This window comes from Actinoplanes sp. L3-i22 (genome assembly GCF_019704555.1).
Classification (GTDB): Bacteria; Actinomycetota; Actinomycetes; order Mycobacteriales; family Micromonosporaceae; genus Actinoplanes.
In genome coordinates, this window is the sequence record NZ_AP024745.1 from 7,732,988 (window position 1) to 7,750,999 (window position 18,012).

15 protein-coding genes are annotated in these 18,012 nt (G+C 71.3%); 7 read left to right on the forward strand and 8 right to left on the reverse strand.

Annotation, left to right across the window (positions count from 1 at the left end; genetic code table 11):
- Window positions 1–59: 59 nt before the first annotated feature.
- The 3 genes from L3i22_RS54445 to L3i22_RS34825 are packed head-to-tail and all read right to left on the reverse strand — an operon-like array spanning window position 60 to window position 4,540.
- Window positions 60–1,055, reverse strand: coding sequence for a hypothetical protein (locus L3i22_RS54445; RefSeq protein ID WP_221321730.1), 996 nt, complete (start codon window positions 1,053–1,055; stop codon window positions 60–62).
- Window positions 1,052–1,381: a PadR family transcriptional regulator gene (locus L3i22_RS34820; protein ID WP_221321731.1), complete on the reverse strand. Its 330-nt coding sequence runs from the start codon at window positions 1,379–1,381 to the stop codon at window positions 1,052–1,054. The genes L3i22_RS54445 and L3i22_RS34820 overlap by 4 nt, the downstream gene beginning before the upstream one ends.
- Before the next feature lie 51 nt (window positions 1,382–1,432).
- Window positions 1,433–4,540, reverse strand: a complete 3,108-nt coding sequence (locus tag L3i22_RS34825; protein WP_221321732.1) for a diguanylate cyclase — start codon at window positions 4,538–4,540, stop codon at window positions 1,433–1,435.
- A 181-nt stretch (window positions 4,541–4,721) separates the two neighbouring features.
- Between L3i22_RS34825 and L3i22_RS34830 the strand changes: the two genes are divergently transcribed.
- A complete protein-coding gene (locus L3i22_RS34830; RefSeq protein ID WP_221321733.1) occupies window positions 4,722–6,218 on the forward strand; it encodes a S8 family serine peptidase in 1,497 nt (498 codons plus the stop codon).
- A 122-nt stretch (window positions 6,219–6,340) separates the two neighbouring features.
- Window positions 6,341–7,129, forward strand: a complete 789-nt coding sequence (locus L3i22_RS34835; RefSeq protein WP_221321734.1) for an aminoglycoside phosphotransferase family protein — start codon at window positions 6,341–6,343, stop codon at window positions 7,127–7,129.
- Here the strand turns inward: L3i22_RS34835 and L3i22_RS34840 are convergent.
- On the reverse strand, window positions 7,119–8,042 hold the full coding sequence (locus tag L3i22_RS34840) for a serine hydrolase (protein ID WP_255657389.1): 924 nt from the start codon (window positions 8,040–8,042) through the stop codon (window positions 7,119–7,121). The genes L3i22_RS34835 and L3i22_RS34840 overlap by 11 nt on opposite strands.
- A 663-nt stretch (window positions 8,043–8,705) precedes the next feature.
- On the opposite strand from L3i22_RS34840, the gene L3i22_RS34845 reads away from it, so the two are divergent.
- Both L3i22_RS34845 and L3i22_RS34850 read left to right on the forward strand, forming a co-directional pair.
- Entirely contained in the window at window positions 8,706–9,500 is a 795-nt protein-coding gene (locus L3i22_RS34845; RefSeq protein ID WP_221321735.1) for an SAM-dependent methyltransferase, read from the forward strand.
- Between the two features lie 396 nt (window positions 9,501–9,896).
- On the forward strand, window positions 9,897–10,208 hold the full coding sequence (locus L3i22_RS34850; RefSeq protein ID WP_255657390.1) for a TM2 domain-containing protein: 312 nt from the start codon (window positions 9,897–9,899) through the stop codon (window positions 10,206–10,208).
- 269 nt (window positions 10,209–10,477) lie between these two features.
- On the opposite strand, the gene L3i22_RS34855 is transcribed toward L3i22_RS34850, so the two are convergent.
- Window positions 10,478–11,563, reverse strand: a complete 1,086-nt coding sequence (locus tag L3i22_RS34855; RefSeq protein ID WP_221321736.1) for an acyltransferase — start codon at window positions 11,561–11,563, stop codon at window positions 10,478–10,480.
- 169 nt (window positions 11,564–11,732) lie between these two features.
- On the opposite strand from L3i22_RS34855, the gene L3i22_RS34860 reads away from it, so the two are divergent.
- Together L3i22_RS34860 and L3i22_RS34865 are read left to right on the forward strand one after the other, a co-directional pair.
- Complete coding sequence (locus tag L3i22_RS34860) at window positions 11,733–12,332, forward strand: DsbA family protein (protein WP_221321737.1); 600 nt, start codon at window positions 11,733–11,735, stop codon at window positions 12,330–12,332.
- Between the two features lie 234 nt (window positions 12,333–12,566).
- Window positions 12,567–13,196 (forward strand): N-acetyltransferase, encoded by a 630-nt coding sequence (locus L3i22_RS34865; protein ID WP_221321738.1) that lies wholly within the window; start codon window positions 12,567–12,569, stop codon window positions 13,194–13,196.
- Window positions 13,197–13,360: 164 nt separating this feature from the next.
- Here L3i22_RS34865 and L3i22_RS34870 read toward each other — a convergent pair whose 3' ends face one another.
- The gene (locus tag L3i22_RS34870) at window positions 13,361–14,605 is read right to left on the reverse strand and encodes a YbhN family protein (protein ID WP_221321739.1); all 1,245 of its coding nucleotides are present in this window, start codon (window positions 14,603–14,605) and stop codon (window positions 13,361–13,363) included.
- A gap of 79 nt (window positions 14,606–14,684) precedes the next feature.
- On the opposite strand from L3i22_RS34870, the gene L3i22_RS34875 reads away from it, so the two are divergent.
- Entirely contained in the window at window positions 14,685–15,284 is a 600-nt protein-coding gene (locus L3i22_RS34875; RefSeq protein ID WP_221321740.1) for a TetR/AcrR family transcriptional regulator, read from the forward strand.
- Here the strand turns inward: L3i22_RS34875 and L3i22_RS34880 are convergent.
- Window positions 15,281–15,928 (reverse strand): response regulator transcription factor, encoded by a 648-nt coding sequence (locus L3i22_RS34880; protein WP_255657391.1) that lies wholly within the window; start codon window positions 15,926–15,928, stop codon window positions 15,281–15,283. The two genes, L3i22_RS34875 and L3i22_RS34880, sit on opposite strands and share 4 nt — an antisense overlap.
- A 5-nt stretch (window positions 15,929–15,933) precedes the next feature.
- Window positions 15,934–17,910 carry a sensor histidine kinase gene (locus L3i22_RS34885; RefSeq protein WP_221321741.1) on the reverse strand — a complete coding sequence of 659 codons (1,977 nt, stop codon included), beginning with the start codon at window positions 17,908–17,910 and terminating at the stop codon, window positions 15,934–15,936.
- Window positions 17,911–18,012 lie beyond the last annotated feature (102 nt).

Sequence of the window (18,012 nt, forward strand, 5' to 3'; positions counted from 1 at the left end):
ATCGGCTCACGCCGTACCCGAGCATGGTTGAAGAGGGACCACAGCGGACCCGGCGGCGATCAGCGGCTGGGGGAAGCCGACGGAGTCGGCGCCGACGCCGGCGGCGAGGGCAGGACGGACGGCGACGGGGGCGCGGACGGCACCACCGAATCGTCCGACGGGGACGGCGACGGGGACGGCGAGCGGAACGGGTTCGACTCCGGACACCGGGGATATCCGCGGTGCCAGCTGGTCCAACTGGTCCCGTTCTCCGGGTCGTCGCAGTACTGACTGCCCAGCTGGATCGGGTTCCCGACCTGGTCGTAGAGCTGCGCGTCCTCGACCGGCCGCCCCTGCCCGTCGTAGACGAAGACGTCGCGCACGTTGTCGTAGCCGGAGTTGCCGCTGTAGGTCGCCTGCATGTACGGGCTGTTCCGCGCGTCGTTGTCCGCGCCGAAGAACCCGAGCGTCGCCACCAGGATCAGCACCGCGGTGCCGGCGTGGAAGGTGAACCGCGGCCAGAACGTCACCGGGGTCCCCCGCCGGCCCAGCCAGATCGAGCCGATGATCCCGGCAGCCGCCAGCATCAGCGCGACCAGTTCGCTGCCGCCGATCCGGGGCAGCAGGCCGATCGGCTCGGACCCGGTGTCGAGGATCTGGGCGACGACCATGGCGACCAGGTAGCCGCGCAGCACCCACCAGGCCGGCCGGAGCAGCACCAGGAACTCGCTGGCCTTGGCATATCCGAGGACCGGGCCGACCCGGACGTCGGCCGCCGCCAGCCACACCGCGCTCCGCTCGCGGACCTGGACCGCCCACTCCCGCAACTCGGTCACCTGGTCGCGGCGGGCCGGCGGCTCACCACCGAGACCGGCCGCGGCCAGCAGCTCGGCGGCGTACGCCGACGGCGACCCGAGCCGTTCCACCAGCGAGCCGTTGCCCTCGGCGAGGACCTCGGTCAGATGCTCGGGAAGATCGTCGAGCAGCTCCTCGCGGGTGCTGTCCGGCACCCCGCCGAGGGCCTCGCGCACCTGCGCGACATACCCGGCGATCTCGTCCTGTGCGGTGTCGTTCACGCGGTCCCCCGGTCCCCGAGCAGGTCGTTCATGGTCGAAGCGAATTCGCGCCAGGTCTTGCCGTTCCGCTCCAGCTCGGCGCGGCCGGCGGCGTTGAGCGCGTAGTACTTGCGGTGCGGGCCCTCGTCGCTGGGGACCACATAGGTGTTCAGGAAGCCGCCGCTGAACAGGCGGCGGAGAGTGCCGTAGACCGAGGCGTCGCCGACGTCCTGCAGACCGGTCGCCCGGAGGCGGCGCAGGATGTCGTAGCCGTAGCCGTCCTCGTCGCGCAGGGCGGCGAGGACGGCGAGGTCCAGCACTCCTTTGAGGAGCTGCGTGGTATCCACGGACCGCACAGTACTGCGCAGTCCGAAGTACCGTCAACGCCGCAGTACCTCTCAGGCGGACGCGTCGGTCACGGCTTCCTCGATGGACATCGCGGCGCCGGATCGCCACGCCGCCGCAAAGCCCCGATCGCCGAGCGCCTCCCGAGCCGCCGCACAGACCGCCTCCCGCCGCTCCCCGGCCCCCGCCGGATCCGCGAGCCGATGCCGCCGCCGCAGCTCCCCAGCCGCCGCCACCAGCCGCGCCGCCCGGGCCGGCTCGCTCCCGGCAAGCGCCACCGCCAGGCAGTCGAACGAGTTGGCCAGATCCTCCCGATCCCCGATCTCGTGCCGCAGCGCCATCCCCGCCCGGAACATCCGCACCGCCCCGGCCAGGTCCCCGTCCGCGAGCGCCGCCAGCCCGAGCTGATGCTGCGCCATCGCCTCCCCGAACAGGTCGCCGAGGTCCCGGCTGAGTTCGAGCGCCTCCCCCGCCGACTCCCGGGCCCCGCCCGAATCCCCCTGAGCAAGACGCACGTCGGTCCGACATTCCAGCCCGAGCAGCACCCCGCGACTGTTCCCGGCGGCCCGCTCCAACTCCAGGCATTGATCCACATACCCGGCCGCCGCCCCGGCATCGCCCTGCCGCAGCGCCAGCTTCGACAGATTCCCGAGCGCGATCGCGATCCCGGCCGGCTGCCCCAGCTCCCGGCAGACCTCCAGCCCGAACCCAAAGTGATCAGAAGCAGCCACATACTCACCGTTCCGGAGAGCCGCCACCCCCAGGATGTTCCGCGCCTGGGCCTCGGTCGGCCGATCCCCGAGCCGGATCGCGAGATCGAGGCACCGCGTCCCGTACGCCGCCGCGGTCACGTTGTCGTCCTGCGTGGCGGCCAGCACCGCAGCCGGGTAGAAGAGCTCCTCGGAGCCGGGCATCAAAAGCAGCCGGTCAAGCCACTCACGCCCCTCAGCGATGTGGTTGCCGTTCCGCCAGTACCGCCACAACCCCTGACAGATCCGCGCCGCCGTCCGCACGTCCCCGGCGTCCAGCGCCCCACCCACCGCATCCCGCAGGTTCGCATACTCGAGATCCAGCCGAGCCGCCCACTCCTGCTGATCGCTTCCGGCCATACCCTCGGCCGCCAAGGCGGCAAGATCGGCGAACCAGGTGGCATGGCGGCGGCGGACCGGCGCGAGGTCCGCCTCGTTCGAGGAGAGCAATTCCTTGGCGTACGTCCGAATCGTCGCCAGCATCGAGAAGCGTCCCGAGCCGGTCTCCACCGTCAGCAGGCTCTTCGCCACCAGCCGGGCGAGCCCGGCCGCCGCCCCGGGCAGCACCGCGTCGGCCGCCTCCTCGGTGCACCCGCCGGCGAACACCGCCAGCCCGGTGAAGATCCGCCGCTCGTCCGCGTCGAGCAGCGCATAGCTCCACCCGATCGCCCCGCGCAGCGTCTGCTGCCGCTCCGGCCGGTCCCGGGGACCGTGCTCACCCGGCATGTCCAGGCGCTCGTCGAGCAGCGCCCGGAGCCGCGCCGGCGAGTACGTCCCGGCCCGCGCCGCGACCAGCTCGATCGCCAGCGGCAGCCCGTCGAGGCGCGCGCACAGCGCGGCGACGTCGGCCCGCTCGGCCGCGGACGGCTCGAAGTCCCCGGCGGCGGCCCGCGCCCGCTGGGCGAAGAGCTGGGCCGCGTCCTCGGCCGGCAGCGACGGCACCCGGTAGACCTGCTCGCCGTAGATCCCGAGCGGCTCCCGGCTGGTCGCGAGGATCCGCAGCCCGGGCGCCTCGGCGAGCAGCCCGGCCAGGGTCAGCGCCAGCCCGGGCACCTGCTCCAGGTTGTCGGCGACCAGCAGCATCTCGCTCGCGGCGACCGCCTCGCGCAGCCCGTCCACGAGGTCCACCCCGGGTACGTCCTCGACCTGCAGCGCGGCGGCGAGCGCGCGGACCGCCTCGTCGGTGCCGGTGGCGTCCGCGAACGGCACGAACACCACCCCGTCCGGGAAGCCGTCGGCGACGTCGCGCGCGACCGCGACGGACAGCCGGGTCTTCCCGATCCCGCCCGGCCCGGCGAGCGTGACCAGCCGGTTCTCGCGGAGCAGCGCGGCCGCCCGGTGCCGTTCCGGGCGGCGGCCGACCAGCGCGGTCAGCTCGGCGGGCAGTCGCACCTTGCGGCTCGGGCGGGCGGTGACCGCCGCGGTCAGGGTCCAGCCGCCGGCCCCGTCCGGGATCACCTCGACGCGCTCGCGGAGCCGGTCCAGGGTCCGCACGGCCGCCGCCGGCAGCCCGCCGCTGCGCCGGACCACCTCGCTGACCAGGGCGGATGACGGCTCGCCGGCCAGTGCGGCGCGCAGCCAGATGTGCACGGTCGCCGGGGACCACGGCTCCAGCCGGGCCACGCCCAGCTCCGGGACCGGCAATTGCGCCGGGGCGCCCGTGGTGGCGTACGCAATCCCGGTCTTGATCTGTTGAATTTCCGCCTCGGGATTGGTGTCCAGGTCGGCGAGGATGAGCTGGGCCGGGGTGAAGCCGCGCAGGCGGGCGATCCGGCCGACCTCGGTCAGGAAGCGGGTGTGCCCGGCGCCGGGCTGGCCGGTGATCCGCAGCGCGCCGTGGCCGTGCGCGGCGAGCCGGGTCAGGAAGTCGTGGACGGCGGTGAGCGCGGTGTCCCGCTCCCAGAGCCGGGACGAGCCGGCCTCGGCGGGCGTGTCCGCGTCGTCGGCCACCACCCCGCCCCGGCCACGGCGTTTGGCCAGGTAGTTGCGCCGGTCGGCGGCGGCGATCAGGGTGTCGGGCGCCGAGCCGGTAGCGACACCGAGGCTGACCGACAGGTGCAGCGGCGGGTCGGTGCCGAACGGCACGTCCCGGATCGCGCCGCTCAGGCGCAGGGCGAGCCGCAGCGCCTCCGGGGCCGGCGTGTGCGGGAGCAGGACGACGAACTCGTCACCGCCGTACCGGAAAACCGTGCCGGCCGTGCCCACCGCGGACATCGCGCGTTCCGCGATGGCCCGGAGCACCTCGTCGCCGCGCTGGTGACCGTAGACGTCGTTGACCGTCTTGAAATGGTCGACGTCGAAGAGGAACAGCGAGCAGCGGCGGTCGCCGCGGACCGCGTCGCGCAGCGCTCCGGCCAGGTCGGCGCGGGTCGCGGTGCCGGTGACCGGGTCCAGCGTCAAAGTTCCGCGCACACCTTTCAGAGTGCACGCCCATCGGCGACCCGTTCCGCAACCTGAGAAATTCCTCCGGAACCCGCCCGCCGCACCCCGACCTGGCTCGGCCGAAAGGGCGGAAGCCCTGCTCAGGGCTGGACGGGAGCCCGTTCCGTTACCGATCGTGGAGCACCTGAACACAGTAGGAAAGGACCACCTGGTGCGCCCCTCACGGATCTCCCGGGCAACCGCCGCGGCGATGCTCTTGATAGTTCCCGCCGTACCCGCCTCCGCCGCGGGCCGCGGCACTCCCGCTGGCGGCTGGTCCGGCTCCTGGCTGAGCACCAGCACCACCGGCACCGGCACCTCGCTCAAGGACGTCCGCCGGATCGTCGGGGCGGACTCCGGCGCCGCCGCGTCGCTGACCGGCGCGGGCGTCGGCGTGGCGCTGCTCGACACCGGCGTCGCGCCGGTCCCCGGAATACCCGCATCGCAGCTGGTCAACGGGCCGGACCTGTCGTTCGAGTCGCAGTCCGACGAGCTGCGGTACCTGGACACGTACGGTCACGGCACGCACATGGCCGGCATCATCATCGGCAACGACACCGCCAGCGGCAGCGTCGGGCTCGCCCCGAAGGCCAAGCTGACCTCGATCAAGCTGGGCACCGCGAACGGCGCGGTCGACGTCTCGCAGGTCATCGCGGCGATCGACTGGGTGGTGCAGCACCGCAACGACGATCCGGCAAACCCGATCAAGGTCCTCAACCTTTCGTACGGCAGTGGCGGCAACCCGGAAGCGTGGACCGATCCGCTGCAGTACGCGGCGGAGCAGGCGTGGAAGGCCGGCATCGTGGTCGTCGCCGCGGCCGGCAACGACGGCAACGCGACCACCACCCTGGCGAACCCGGCGACCGACCCGTTCGTGCTGTCGGTCGGGGCGACCGCGACCAAGGGCACGGTCGCGACCTCCGACGACGAGCTGGCCGCGTACACGAACCTGGCCACCCAGGAGAAACAGCCGGACGTGCTGGCCCCCGGCGAGTCGATCGCGTCGCTGCGCGACCCCGGCTCGAACATCGACAACACCTACCCCGGCGCGCGCACCGGCACCACGCTGTTCCGCGGCAGCGGCACCTCCCAGGCCGCCGCGGTCACCTCGGCCACCGTCGCGCTGCTCCTCCAGGCCCGCCCGTCACTCACCCCGGACCAGGTCAAAGACCTGCTCAAACGGGGCACGGCGGTGTCCGGCAAGGCTGCGGCCCTCGGCCTCAAACAAATCAACTTGGGTACGGCGTTGGACCTCGCCCCGTCCGTGACCAGTAAGCAGACGTGGGCCCCGTCGAACGGCAGCGGCAACCTCGACGACGCCCGCGGTGACAGCCGCGTGGTCAGCAACAACATCCCGCTGAGCGGCGAATTCACCATCTTCGGGCCGTTCCACAGCGCGAACTGGGCGGCGTTCACCGCGGCCGGCCAGGCCTGGAAGGGCGGCGTGTGGATGGGCATGCGGATGGCCGGCGACGGCTGGACCGGCACGTCGTTCGCCTCCCGCACCTGGGCGGCGGCGGACTGGAACGGCACGCCATGGGGCGGCGCGACGTCGTGGGACGACCCGGCGTGGACCGGGCGGTTCTGGTCCGGGCGCTTCTGGTCGGCGGGGTCGTGGACGGGCCGTTTCTGGTCGTCCGAGGACTGGTCCACCGCCACCTGGGGCTGATCGTCCTTCGATCCGACCTTTGCTCGACCTGCCCTTTGCTCGATCTGCCCTTTGCTCGATTCGGCCCGGCGGCCAGCGTGTCGCCGGGCCGCGCTGTTTGTGCCGCCCACCATGATGGGGCGATGAGCGAACGTGAGGTGCTGGTCGGCGGGGTCAACGAGGTGGTCCGGCTCGGTGACCGGGTGCACCGCCCCACCGGCCCGTGGTCGCCCCGGATCCACGCGCTGCTCGAGTTCCTGGCGGCGGAGGGTTTCACCGGAGCTCCCCGGTTCCACGGAACCGTCGACGGCCTGGAGGTCCTGGACTTCCTGCCCGGCGAGGTGGGGAACTATCCGCTGAGCCCGGCCGCGGCCTCGATCCCGGCGGTCGAGTCGGCGGCCTCGCTGCTCCGGGCGTATCACGACGCGACCGCCGGCTATGCCCGGACCGCACCGCGCGACGGCTGGCAGGTCCCGGCGATCGAGCCGGTCGAGGTGATCTGTCACGGGGATTACGCCCCGTACAACTGCGTCCTGGACGGCGACCATGTCGTCGGCATGTTCGACTTCGACCACGCCCGCCCCGGCCCGCGCCTGTGGGACGTCGCCTACGCGGTCTACCGCTGGTCCCCGCTGACCGCCCCCGGCAGCGCGGACGCGCTGGGCTCCCCGCCCGAGCAGGCCGCCCGCCTGCGCCTCTTCTGCGACCGGTACGGACTGGACGCGCCGTCCCGCGCCGCCCTGCTCGACATGGTGGCGCACCGCCTGGACACCATGGTCGCCCACATGCGCACCGAGGCCGCCGCCGGAAACACCGCCTTCGCCGGCCACCTGGCCGCGGGCCACCACCTGCAGTACCTGGGCGACGCCGACTACATCCGCGCCCAGCGCCCTCTGTTCGAGGAGGCGCTCACCCGCGGTTTCAGTATTTGAGGTACTGGCGGGTCAGCTTGGCGACCTTCTCGACCAGGGCGATCCCGGCCGGCATCGACTTGTTGTTGTGCGAGAGCACCGCGACCGAAACGTCCACGTCGTCCCCGTCGGTGACCCGGCCGATCGTGTTGATCGCCCACAGCCCGCCGTCCGCGGAACGGGTGTCCCAGCCGTTCTTGACCGTGAACGTCTCCCCGGTCTTGGCGATCGCCGGCACACCCCAGTCCTGGGCGGCGTTGACCGTGTTCATCAGCTTGAACGCGGCCTTCCGCGAGTCCGTGTCGAGCGGCCCCTTGGTGTCGACGAACTCGGAGAGCAGCTTGACCTGGTCGTCGACGGTGGTGCGGGTCAGGCCCCACGAGGTGTTGACGACGGTGTCGCTCAGCCCGAGCCGCTTGTTGCACTTGCCGACCGCCGTCTTCCCGCCGATCCGGGTGAACAGCGAGGTCGTGGCATTGTTGTCGCTGAGCTGGATCATCGGCTTGGCCAGCGTCATCTCGCCGGTGCTCGGGTCGCGGCCGGCGTCCTGGTCCTTGAGCAGCATGCAGGCGAGGATCTGGGCCTTGACGATGCTGGCCGTGTCGTAGTGCTCGTCCCCGCGATACGCGAACGTCTCGCCGGTCTTCTTGTTCAGCACCGCCACCGAGAACTCCGGCGAGGTGGCGGTCAGCTTCTTCAACGCAGCGGTGAGCTGGCTCGCCCGCTTGACCTGCGCCGCCTTCGCCAGCTCCGCAGGACTCGGCCCGGTCGGCGTAGGCGACGCGGACGGCTTGGAGTCGCCGATGTTCAGCGCACTCGGCAGCACTCCCCCGCCGTCGGAGCCCCCGTCGCTCAGACCTGTGTAGATCAGGCCCCCACCGCCGAGAACCACGACCGCCGCACCAGCCAGGATGCCAACTCGGTATCGCTGCACCCGTGCATACTGCCGCGTACCAAGCCTCTCGACAAATCGCCACACTCTGGGCACTCAGTCGATCACCTTCCGTGACCAAAAAGCAGCCCACCCAACAGCCCAGCGCAGCCCAGGCGCCCAGCGCCCAGCGCCCAGCGCGGCGCAGCCCAGCCCAGCCCAGCCCAGCCCAGCCCAGCCCAGCCCAGCCCAGCCCAGCGCGGCGCGGCGCAGCCCAGCCCAGCCCAGCCCAGCCCAGCCCAGCCCAGCGCGGCGCGGCGCGGCGCAGCCCAGCCCAGCCCAGCCCAGCCCAGCGCGGCGCGGCGCGGCGCGGCGCGGCGCAGCCCTGCCCAGCCCAGCCCCGCCCAGCGCGGCGCGGCACGGCGCAGCGCGGCGCAGCCCAGCGCGGCGCAGCCCAGCGCGGCGCAGCCCAGCGCGGCGCAGCCCAGCGCGGCGCAGCCCAGCGCGGCGCAGCCCAGCGCGGCGCAGCCCAGCGCGGCGCAGCCCAGCGCGGCGCTGGGCCAGCCACCACGCCAGCCCCGACGCCGACCGCGCCCAGCGCGCCAGCCCCGACACCGACCCCCAGCACGACCGAGCCGGCACGCCAGGCCCAACGCCGACGGCGCCCGCGCCAGAGCCGCTGCGGGGTGGCTGTCCCGGCGTTCATGTTCCTATTAGGATCTCGGCGTGACGATCGACAAGCTCGACACCGGGGTGCCGCACCCGGCCCGCCGCTACAACTACTGGCTGGGCGGCAAGGACAATTTCGCCGCCGACCGCGAGTCGGGCGACCTACTCGCCAAGTCGTACCCCGCAGCCCGAGTCGCAGCCCGCGCCAACCGCGCGTTCCTCCAACGCGCAGTCGGCTTCCTGGCCGGCGAGGCAGGCATCCGCCAGTTCCTGGACATCGGCACCGGCCTACCCAGCGCCGACAACACCCACCAGGTAGCCCAGCGAATCGCCCCCACCAGCCGGATCGTCTACGTCGACAACGACCCGATGGTCATGGCCCACGCCCGAGCGCTCCTGACCAGCACCACCGAGGGCCAGACCCGCTACCTGGAGCAGGACCTCCGCAACCCCGCCCAGATCCTCGAATCGGTCGAGATCCTGGACCTGTCCCAGCCGGTAGCCCTGATCCTGGTCGCAGTAGTCCATTTCCTCCCCGACCACCCCCAGTCGGTAGAAATCGTCCACACCTTGATCGACGCCCTCCCTCCCGGCAGCTACTTGACAATGACCATGGCCACCACCGACTTCCTGACCCCGGACCTAAAGGCCAACTGGGACGAGTCCCTCCGCTCCGGCCGCTCCGACGTCTACCCCCGAACCCACCCCCAGTTCGAGGAGTTCTTCACCGGCCTGGACCTGATCACCCCAGGAATCTCCGCCATCAGCGAATGGCGCCCCAACCCCGACTCAGACGAACACCCAACCCCAGTCGAGGCCTCCCTCTTCGGCGCCGTAGCCCGCAAGCCCTAACTCACCCACCCCACCCGGCACCCCCAGCAACCGCACCAAACATTCCCCTCAGCCCCAAAGACCCCCACCTCCACCCGCCCGCACTGCCCCGCCCGCGCCCCACACCCGCGCACCCCGCACCACACCCGCGCACCCCGCACCACGCCGGCGCACCGCGCACCGCGCCGGCGCACCGCGCACCGCGTTGCGTCATCCGCACGGCCCGCCCCGCGTTGCACCGCGCAACGCCGCCCCGCACGCGGCATGGCGGGCCGCGCACCACGCCGGGCCGCGCCCAGACGCCGCGCTGCAACCGCACTGCGCTGAGCCGCGCCACTCCGCCCGGCCAACCTGCCCCGCCCGAGCCTCGCGCCTCGGCCGTGTCGCCTCACCTCGCTGACCGCTATCGTTCGTCGGATGGAATCACCGCAGGAGCAGGCCACACTTCCGGAATGGGAGCGCCTGCGGCTGCTGCGCGCCGAATCGGAATTCGAATCAATAAAGAAGAACCCGAAAATCGCGTACGCCCTCTGGTGCATCACCGGCATCTTCGGCGGCCACCGCTTCTACCTGGGTGACACCGCCCGTTCCATCGTCATGCTGTTCACCCTCGGTGGCCTGGGCCTCTGGACCTTGTTCGACGTCTTCTTCATCGCCCGCCGAGTCCGAACGGTCAACCACACCCGCCGAACCGCAGTAATGGCCCGCTACGGAATCCACGAGGCATAGCCACCGACCGCGCAAACCACCAGTTGTGCAAACCATCAGCCACGCAAACTACCCGCCGCGCGAACCACCGGTTGTGCAAACCACCCGCCCCGCAGACCGCCCTCCCCCCGGTAAGACCCCCGGTAGCCGACTCCCGCATCTCAATCTCCGGATGCACCAGCACCAGCACCAGCACCAGCACCAGCACCAGCACCAGCACCAGCACCAGATCTATCGTCCAAGCCAGCCGGCGACAGCGGTGCCATTGGTTTGATCGCTCGTTCCGACGATCACCCCCTGACTCGGCGTGCCGCGAGGCAGACGAACAGCAGAATCAGGCCGAACAGCGGCAACCAGCCGACCCTGGCAAGCACCCACACCGCACTGTCCGGCGTCGTGTGCAGACCCGTCAGCGGTCCCACCAGCGTCCGCGCCAGAACCGTCCCGGTGATCATCGCGGTCTGGTGCCACAGGAAGATCGTCATCGCGAACAGGTTCACCATCACGACCGTCGCCCACCACGCCGGGCGCCGCATCAACCGTCGCAGCGGCTCCCGCACGAGGCCGGCGAGTCCGCACTGGGCCAGGCCGAAGGTGACCGCTGCCAGGCTCGGCGGCGCCAGGTTGGAGAACCCCGCACCGGGAACGCCGACCATCGAAGCCGGATAACCTGCCCAGAGCACCAGCCCCACGGTCGCAACCACGCCGCCGATCAGCAGAGCCCACAGCGCACGCCGCGACATCCTCCCCCATCGCGCACCGAGCGCGAACGGCACCAACCATCCGGCAGCCAGGTTGATCCACCCCACCCAGGCAGGCGCACCGAGCCCGAGTCGGAGCAGGTCGACGACCACCACGACCGCAAACGGCACCACCGGGTGCAAGCGAACGACCAACGGTGTAGCCGCGGTCAGCGCCGCGAACACGAGCAGGAACCACATCGGGGACAGCACCAGCTTCACCAGCGTGCCCACGGCTTCCCCACTGGCGCCGAGGGCCAGCAGGAAGCCGGCCACCACCGTCCAGACGACGAGCACCAGGAGCACCGGGCGAAACAGTCGTTTGAGTCGGTGCGCGACCCAGTCCTCATACCGAACAGCCCGCCGCGACCAACTGCCGGCCGCGACCTGGCCGCCCACCAGGAAGAAGACCGCGAGGGTCTGAAAGACCCAGGAGACCGGGGTCAGCGCTTGCATGTGCTGCAGTGGGCTGACCACCTGGACCCGCCCCTCGTCGAAGACGAGTGCGGTCACCAGCCAGTGCCCGAGCACCACGCCGAGGATGGCGATCGCCCGCAGCGCGTCGATGGCTCGATCCCGGTCGGGCCTGGTGGCGGCCTCGATCCGGCGAGTTGTGAGATGGGTTGCGACGACCATGGCGGCAAAGGTAATCAGCCGGCGGCCGGGCCGCGTCAGACCACGGTATGAATCTCGAAGTACCACCCTGGTCTGATGCATTGGCCCATCCACTTGCGGCACGATTGGCACCCGGACCGGCCGATCAAGGCTCTAGCGTTGGCACGGCAATTCAGTGAGGAGCAATTTGATGACCACCGTCGACCTGTATTTCGACGCCGCCTGTCCGTTCGCCTGGATCACGTCCCGCTGGATCCTCGAGGTGCGCCCGCTGCGCGAATTCGACCTGCGGTTCCGTCCCATGAGCCTGTATGTGCTGAACGAGAAGCGCGAGCTCCCGGAGTGGTACCGGGAGCTGGTCGACCGCTCGCTCGGCATGGCCCGGGTGGTGACCGCCGCCGCCCAGCAGCACGGCGAGGACGTGCTCGGCGACCTCTACACCGCGCTCGGCACCCGCATTCACAACCAGGACAACAAGGACTTCGCCGTGGTGATCCCGCAGGCGCTCGCCGAGGCGGGCCTGCCGGCCTCCCTGGCGGAGGCCGCGGAGTCGGCCGAGTGGGATGAGGCGCTGCGCAAGTCCCACCACGAGGGCATGGACCCGGTCGGCGAGGACGTCGGCACCCCGACGATCCACATCGACGGGGTGGCGTTCTTCGGCCCGGTGCTGAACCGGATCCCCCGTGGTGAGGAGGCCGCCCGCCTCTTCGACGCCGCCCGGACGATGGCGAGCTATCCCGGCTTCTTCGAGCTCAAACGCACCCGCACGGGCGGCCTGCACTTCGACTGACCGCATTTGCGGTGCCGGCCCGAGACGGCCGGCACCGCCCACACGCCGTGCCTGAGCCTCAGCCACGCCCACGCCTCGCGGCCGCGCGCGCAGGCCCGCAGCGCAGGGCCGCGGCACAGACGCAGGGCCGCGGCACAGACGCAGGGCCGCGGCACAGACGCAGGGCCGCGGCACAGACGCGAACGCAGTAGAAGACCCATGCCGTTCCAGGCTTTCTGGCGGATCATCCTGTGCATGGAGATCAGCATCAGCAAGGCTGGAGTCGAGATCGTCGACCGATTGGAGCCGCTCTGGCTTTCCCTGCACGAGCACCATCAGAAGGTCGTTCCGGACGCCGTCTACCAGCCACGGGACGCCTCGTGGACGGCGCGCCGCTCCGCGTATGTCGAGTGGCTCGCCTCGCCCGGTTCCTTCGTCCTGCTCGCGGAAGCAGAGCCTTCGGAGGGCGTCGCGCCGGAGGCAAAGCCGGACGGAGAAGCGATGCCTGACAGGGCCGTGACCCCGCGGGCCGGGCTGCCCCAGGGCGATCACCGCTCTGCGCCGGCGGGAAATGCCCTGGTGGGAAATGCGCTGGTGGGATATGCCCTGGTGCAGGTCCGGCCCGGGCCGGACGACACCTGGGTCACCGGCAACCGGATGGCCGAGTTGCAGACACTGTCGGTCGCTCCGGGGGCGCGCGGTCAGGGCATTGGCACCCGACTCCTGGACCGAGTGGACGCTGAACTGGACGCGGCCGGGATCGGCGACCTGTTCATCGCGGCGCTGCACGGAAACGACGATGCCATCCGCCTCTACCAGCGCCGCGGCCTTCGACCGGTCGCCATCCACCTGGCCCGTTTCGCCGCCGACCAGCGGCCTGAATGACGATCCGATCGGACGACCGCCGCGAGAGGCGGCTCAAGAACCCGGTCTCAGTAGAGAACTCAGAGCCCGTCTCAGCAGCGAAAGCTCAGGGCGGATCCAGCAGCGAGAACTGAGAGCGGATCCAGCAGCGACCCGGGCGCTGTGCCCCGCCGCGGGGCGGGATCTCAGTGGGAGGACTCCGCGAGCTCGGCCCGAGCCCGCCTCGGTAACACCGATCTGATCGGGAGTTCCAGAGCCCGGGCCGGCACCCGCCGCAACCCGAGATAGGTGAGCAGCCCGACCGGCAGAATCAGCCAGAACGAGATGATGCGATAGAGAAGGACAGCCGCGGCGGCAGTGGCCGTCGAGGCACCCAGACTCAGCGCGGTGACCAGGCTCGCCTCCACGAACCCGAGCCCGCCGGGGCTGATCGGGATCTGCCGCACCACCTGCGCAACGAGGTAGGCAGCCCCGACGGTCCGCCAGCCGGCCGGCAGACCACATGCCTGAGCGGCCGCGACCAGGCAGAACGCGTCCGCCGCCCAGTTCAGCGCCGACCACAGGACGGCCGCGGCCCCGTCGCGCGGCCGGATGGATCGGGCGGCCGTGACCGCCGCCGTCCACTCCTGGTGAACTCGGGACCCGAGGCGCCGCAAAGCGGAAGGCGCCTCGACACGTTCGCCTTCGACCTGCGACGACGACTGCTGCGACGACCGCGCTGAGTGCTGCGGCGAGGACTGCTGCGACGACCGCGCTGAGGGCTGCGGCGACGGTTGCCGTGGGGATTGCGGCGACGACCCGGCCAAGGACTGCGGCGATGACAAAGCCGAGGACTGCGGAAATTCGGGTTCGGGTGACGGCGATGGGCCGGGCCGCGAGCGGAACGCGGTGACAAGTGCCGTCACCAGCACCACCGCAGCCGCGATCGCCTCGTAGGAAGCGCCATGCCACCAGCTCAGGAACGGCCGCTGCCCGAACGCGAGCGCACAAACCGCGAGCAGCCCGCTCATCGAAGCCACCACGGACAGCACCGCAACCGTGGCAGCGGTCGCCCCGCCGGCCCCGCGCCGACGGTACTGCTGCACGGCGTAGGCGGCCGACATCGCCGACCCGGCGGGCAGCGCAAGGCTGATCGCCGACCGGCTGTACGTGATCGCCAGCGCCGCGATCCGGGACACGCTCACCCCGACGGCCCCGAGCAGGTGGCGCTGTTGCAGGGCGAAAGCCGCTTGGGAAACGACCTGGGCGGCGAGCGCCGCGACCACCCAGAGGGCATCCGCCGTACGCAAAATGGTCCAAATCGCACCCGGAGCCGGAAGCCGACCGCGGACCGTGAGCCACACGGCGGCCGCGGCGATGGTGATCACGGCGAGCCGTGCCAGCCATCGCCAAGCACGCCGCCGGTCGGCGGCATCCCCCCAGGCGCTCACGCTCTCAGCCTCGTCTTTGTTTGCACTCTAGGCAAGTTTGCACTTTGAGAAGTGGGTCACGTCGCACTAGGGTTGCGGTGTGGAGGAAAACCTCGGGCTGCGCGAACGCAAGAAGATGGCCACCCGGATGGCGTTGCACGACGCTGCCGTCCGCCTGGCCGCCGAGCGCGGCGCCGACAACGTCACGATCGACGCCATCGCCGAAGGCGCGGGGGTTTCGCGGCGAACGTTCACAAACTATTTCGCGAACAAGGAAGAAGTCTTCTACTACCGCGACGCCTACCGGATGCGGCGGCTGTGCGAGTCGATCCGTCAGCAGCCGGCCGCCGATCCGTGGACGGTGCTCACCGGCGCGGCGCAGGGCCTGCTCACCGAGGCTTTCGCCGACGCGGACACCTCGTGGCTGACGCAGCGCCGTGAGCTGCACCGCGACCCGAGCCACCTGGCCCACCAGATCGCGGCCTACACGGCGATCGAGCGTGACCTGGCCGCCGAGCTCGCCACCCGCGTCGCCGGCCCGGATGCGGAACTCCGCGCACGGGTCCTGGTCGCCACGTTCATGACCGCGCTGCGGACGAGCGTGCAGTACTGGTTCGACAACCCGGAAGTCTCGCTCCCCGACACTTTCCGCAAAGTCGCCGACATGGTCGCCCCTTCCGGCTTCGCCAAGGCGATCTAGCGGGGGCGGACGAGCCCCGAGTCATAGGCGATGATCGTCGCCTGAACCCGGTCACGAGCGCCGATCTTGGAAAGTAACGCGTTCACATGCGCCTTGACCGTGCCCACGCCGATCCCGAGCGCGTCGCCGATCTCCGCGTTGGACAGTCCCTGCGCGATCCGCAGCAGCACGTCCCGCTCACGCGCGGTAAGGCCCGCCAACCGGCGATCAACATCCGGAGCAGCGGAAACAGCCCCGGTAGCGAACGCGTCGATCAAACGCCGGGTGACCGCCGGGCTGAGCATGGCCTCGCCGGCCGCGACCGTGCGGATCGCGGCGATCAACTCGGCCGGCCCGGCGTCCTTGAGCAGGAAGCCCGAGGCCCCGGCACGGAGCGCCGCGAACACATAGGCATCCTGATGAAAGGTGGTCAAAACCAGGACCTTGGGGGGTTGCGGTCCGGCGGTCAGCCGCGCGGTCGCGGTCAGACCATCAACCCCGGGCATCTGTACGTCCATAAGTACTAGATCAGGTGCCAGCCGCTCGGCACTCGTCAGCGCGGAGGCGCCGTCCCCTGCCTCGCCGACCACCTCCAGGTCCGGCTGGGAGCCGACGATCGCGGAAAGTCCCGCCCGAACCATCACCTGATCGTCCACGATCAGCACGCGAACTACGATGACCGCACCTCCTGATCCGAAACGGTCGCTGTCGAAGTGTCCAGGCCGTCGAGAAGCGCCCGCATCGCGGTCAGCGCGTCCCGGGCCGAGACCAGCACACCGGACAGGTCACCCTGATCCGCCGCCCGGGGCAGCGCGGCGGCGGGCTGAAGAACCGCGGCCCGCAGGCCGTCGGCGATCCGCGCCCGCTCGGCCCGGGCACGCAGTGCGGCCAGCGCCGTCGCCGACGCGACACCCGCCTCCTCGTGCTCCCGGCGACGGTCCCGGCGGGCCCGGGCGGCCCGGCCGGCGGCGCAACTGCCGAAGATCGGCCCGGCCAGCACGACGGCGGCCACCATCACGAGCACCGCGACCATCACCACGAGGAACACCGCCCCGGAGAGGCCACCCGTCAGCTCTTCAGGATCATCTTCGGTCAGCATGAGCGCCGTGACGAGGACGGCGAGAGCCGCCGACGAGGAGAACGTGGCGATCACCGCGGCGAGCCACATCAGCCGTTCCCGCGCGCCCCAGGCCGCGACCGCGTAGACCGCCACCACCTCGGCACCGGCGCTGAACAGGAACACCCACGAGTCGTCCGAACCGACCGTCCCGACCGCGACCAGCAGCGGACCGAGCCACGTCGTCGCCACCACCGCGAACAGCACCCACCACGGCCGGTGCCGTCGCCACAGCAGCGGCACCACGTGCACCACCAGGGCGGACGCGACGAGGGCGACCGCGGCCGGACCGATCGCCGGATCCTCACCCGGCGCCAGCAGCCCGCCGAGCGGCAGCACCAGCGCGAGCAGCGCAAGACCCGCGTCGACCACGGCCTGGCTGCGCAACCACTCGATCCTCCGGGAAGAGCTTCGGGGGTACGGCAATGAAGCACGCACCCGCCAGCCGCCCCCGTCCCGTGGTCCGGCCTCGAGCGTCCCGCCGAGCGCCTGGGCACGGTCCCGCATCCCGCTGATCCCACGGCCACCGCCGAGCCCCGGAGCGCCGGTCACCCGAGCCGCTCCCCCGTTGTCCTCGACGACGAGATCGGCGGTGTCCCCTTCGTACGCAAGTCTGATTTTGATCTGGGCCTTGGGCGCGTAGCGCAGCGTGTTGGTCAACGCCTCGCGGACGATGCCGTGCACCGCGGCGGCGAGCGCCCGGGGCGGCTCCCCGCCCGGAATCTCCACGATCACGTCCTGGCCCAGTTCGCGGAAACCCGCGGTCAGCTCGGCCAGTGGCGGCGCCTCGTCCTCCTCGGCCTGAGCAGGCAGGACGGCAACCAACCGGCGCAGCGCGTCGAGGGTGTCCCGGCCGGTCCGCGCGGCGAACGACAGCGCCTCCACCCTCAGTTCGGGACGCTGCTCGGCGAGCAGATCGGCCGCCTGCGCATTGACCACGATCGACGTAAGGTGGTGCGCCGTGACATCGTGCAACTCGCGGGCGAGACGACGGCGCTCCGCCTCAGCGGCCTCCCGATGTGCATTCTGAGCTGCGGAAAGACGGCGAGCTGCGGCGGCTCGCTCAGCGGTCCACCGGCCCCGGATCCGCCCGAGCGCGGCGACCACCCCGTTCGCGACCGCGGCGACCAACACCTCGTAGACGGCATCGGCGCCGGCGCCGTCCTGGACCGCGCCGAGCGCGCCCTGCCAGGCGATCAGGCCGCCGAGCACGATCAGCATGGTCCGCGGCGGGCATCGCGCGGCCACGCTGAACAGGGCAATCAGGTCGGCGATCCCGATCGGGAACAGCACGAGCTGGTCGTCGGCCGGCACCACCGAGGTCGCCACGGCCAGCGCCGCGGAAACCACGATCAGGCTCCACACCGGACGCCGGCGCCGCAACCCGAGCCCGGCGGTGACCCCCACGGTGGCGATCATGACCGCTATCAACCATGCAGGTGAGACGGTGTCCCCGCGCAGCAACGGCAGGCCGGGCCAGACGACGAGCTGCGCCAGGGCGAGGACGGCGGGCAGCAACCAGGTGACCATGGTGGGATCACCTTAGGTCAGGACGTCTATATCGTTGGTTAGGGATCAGATACCGACTTCCGTCGGATTCGCGATGGGGTCGCCGCCGAGCACAATTTCGGC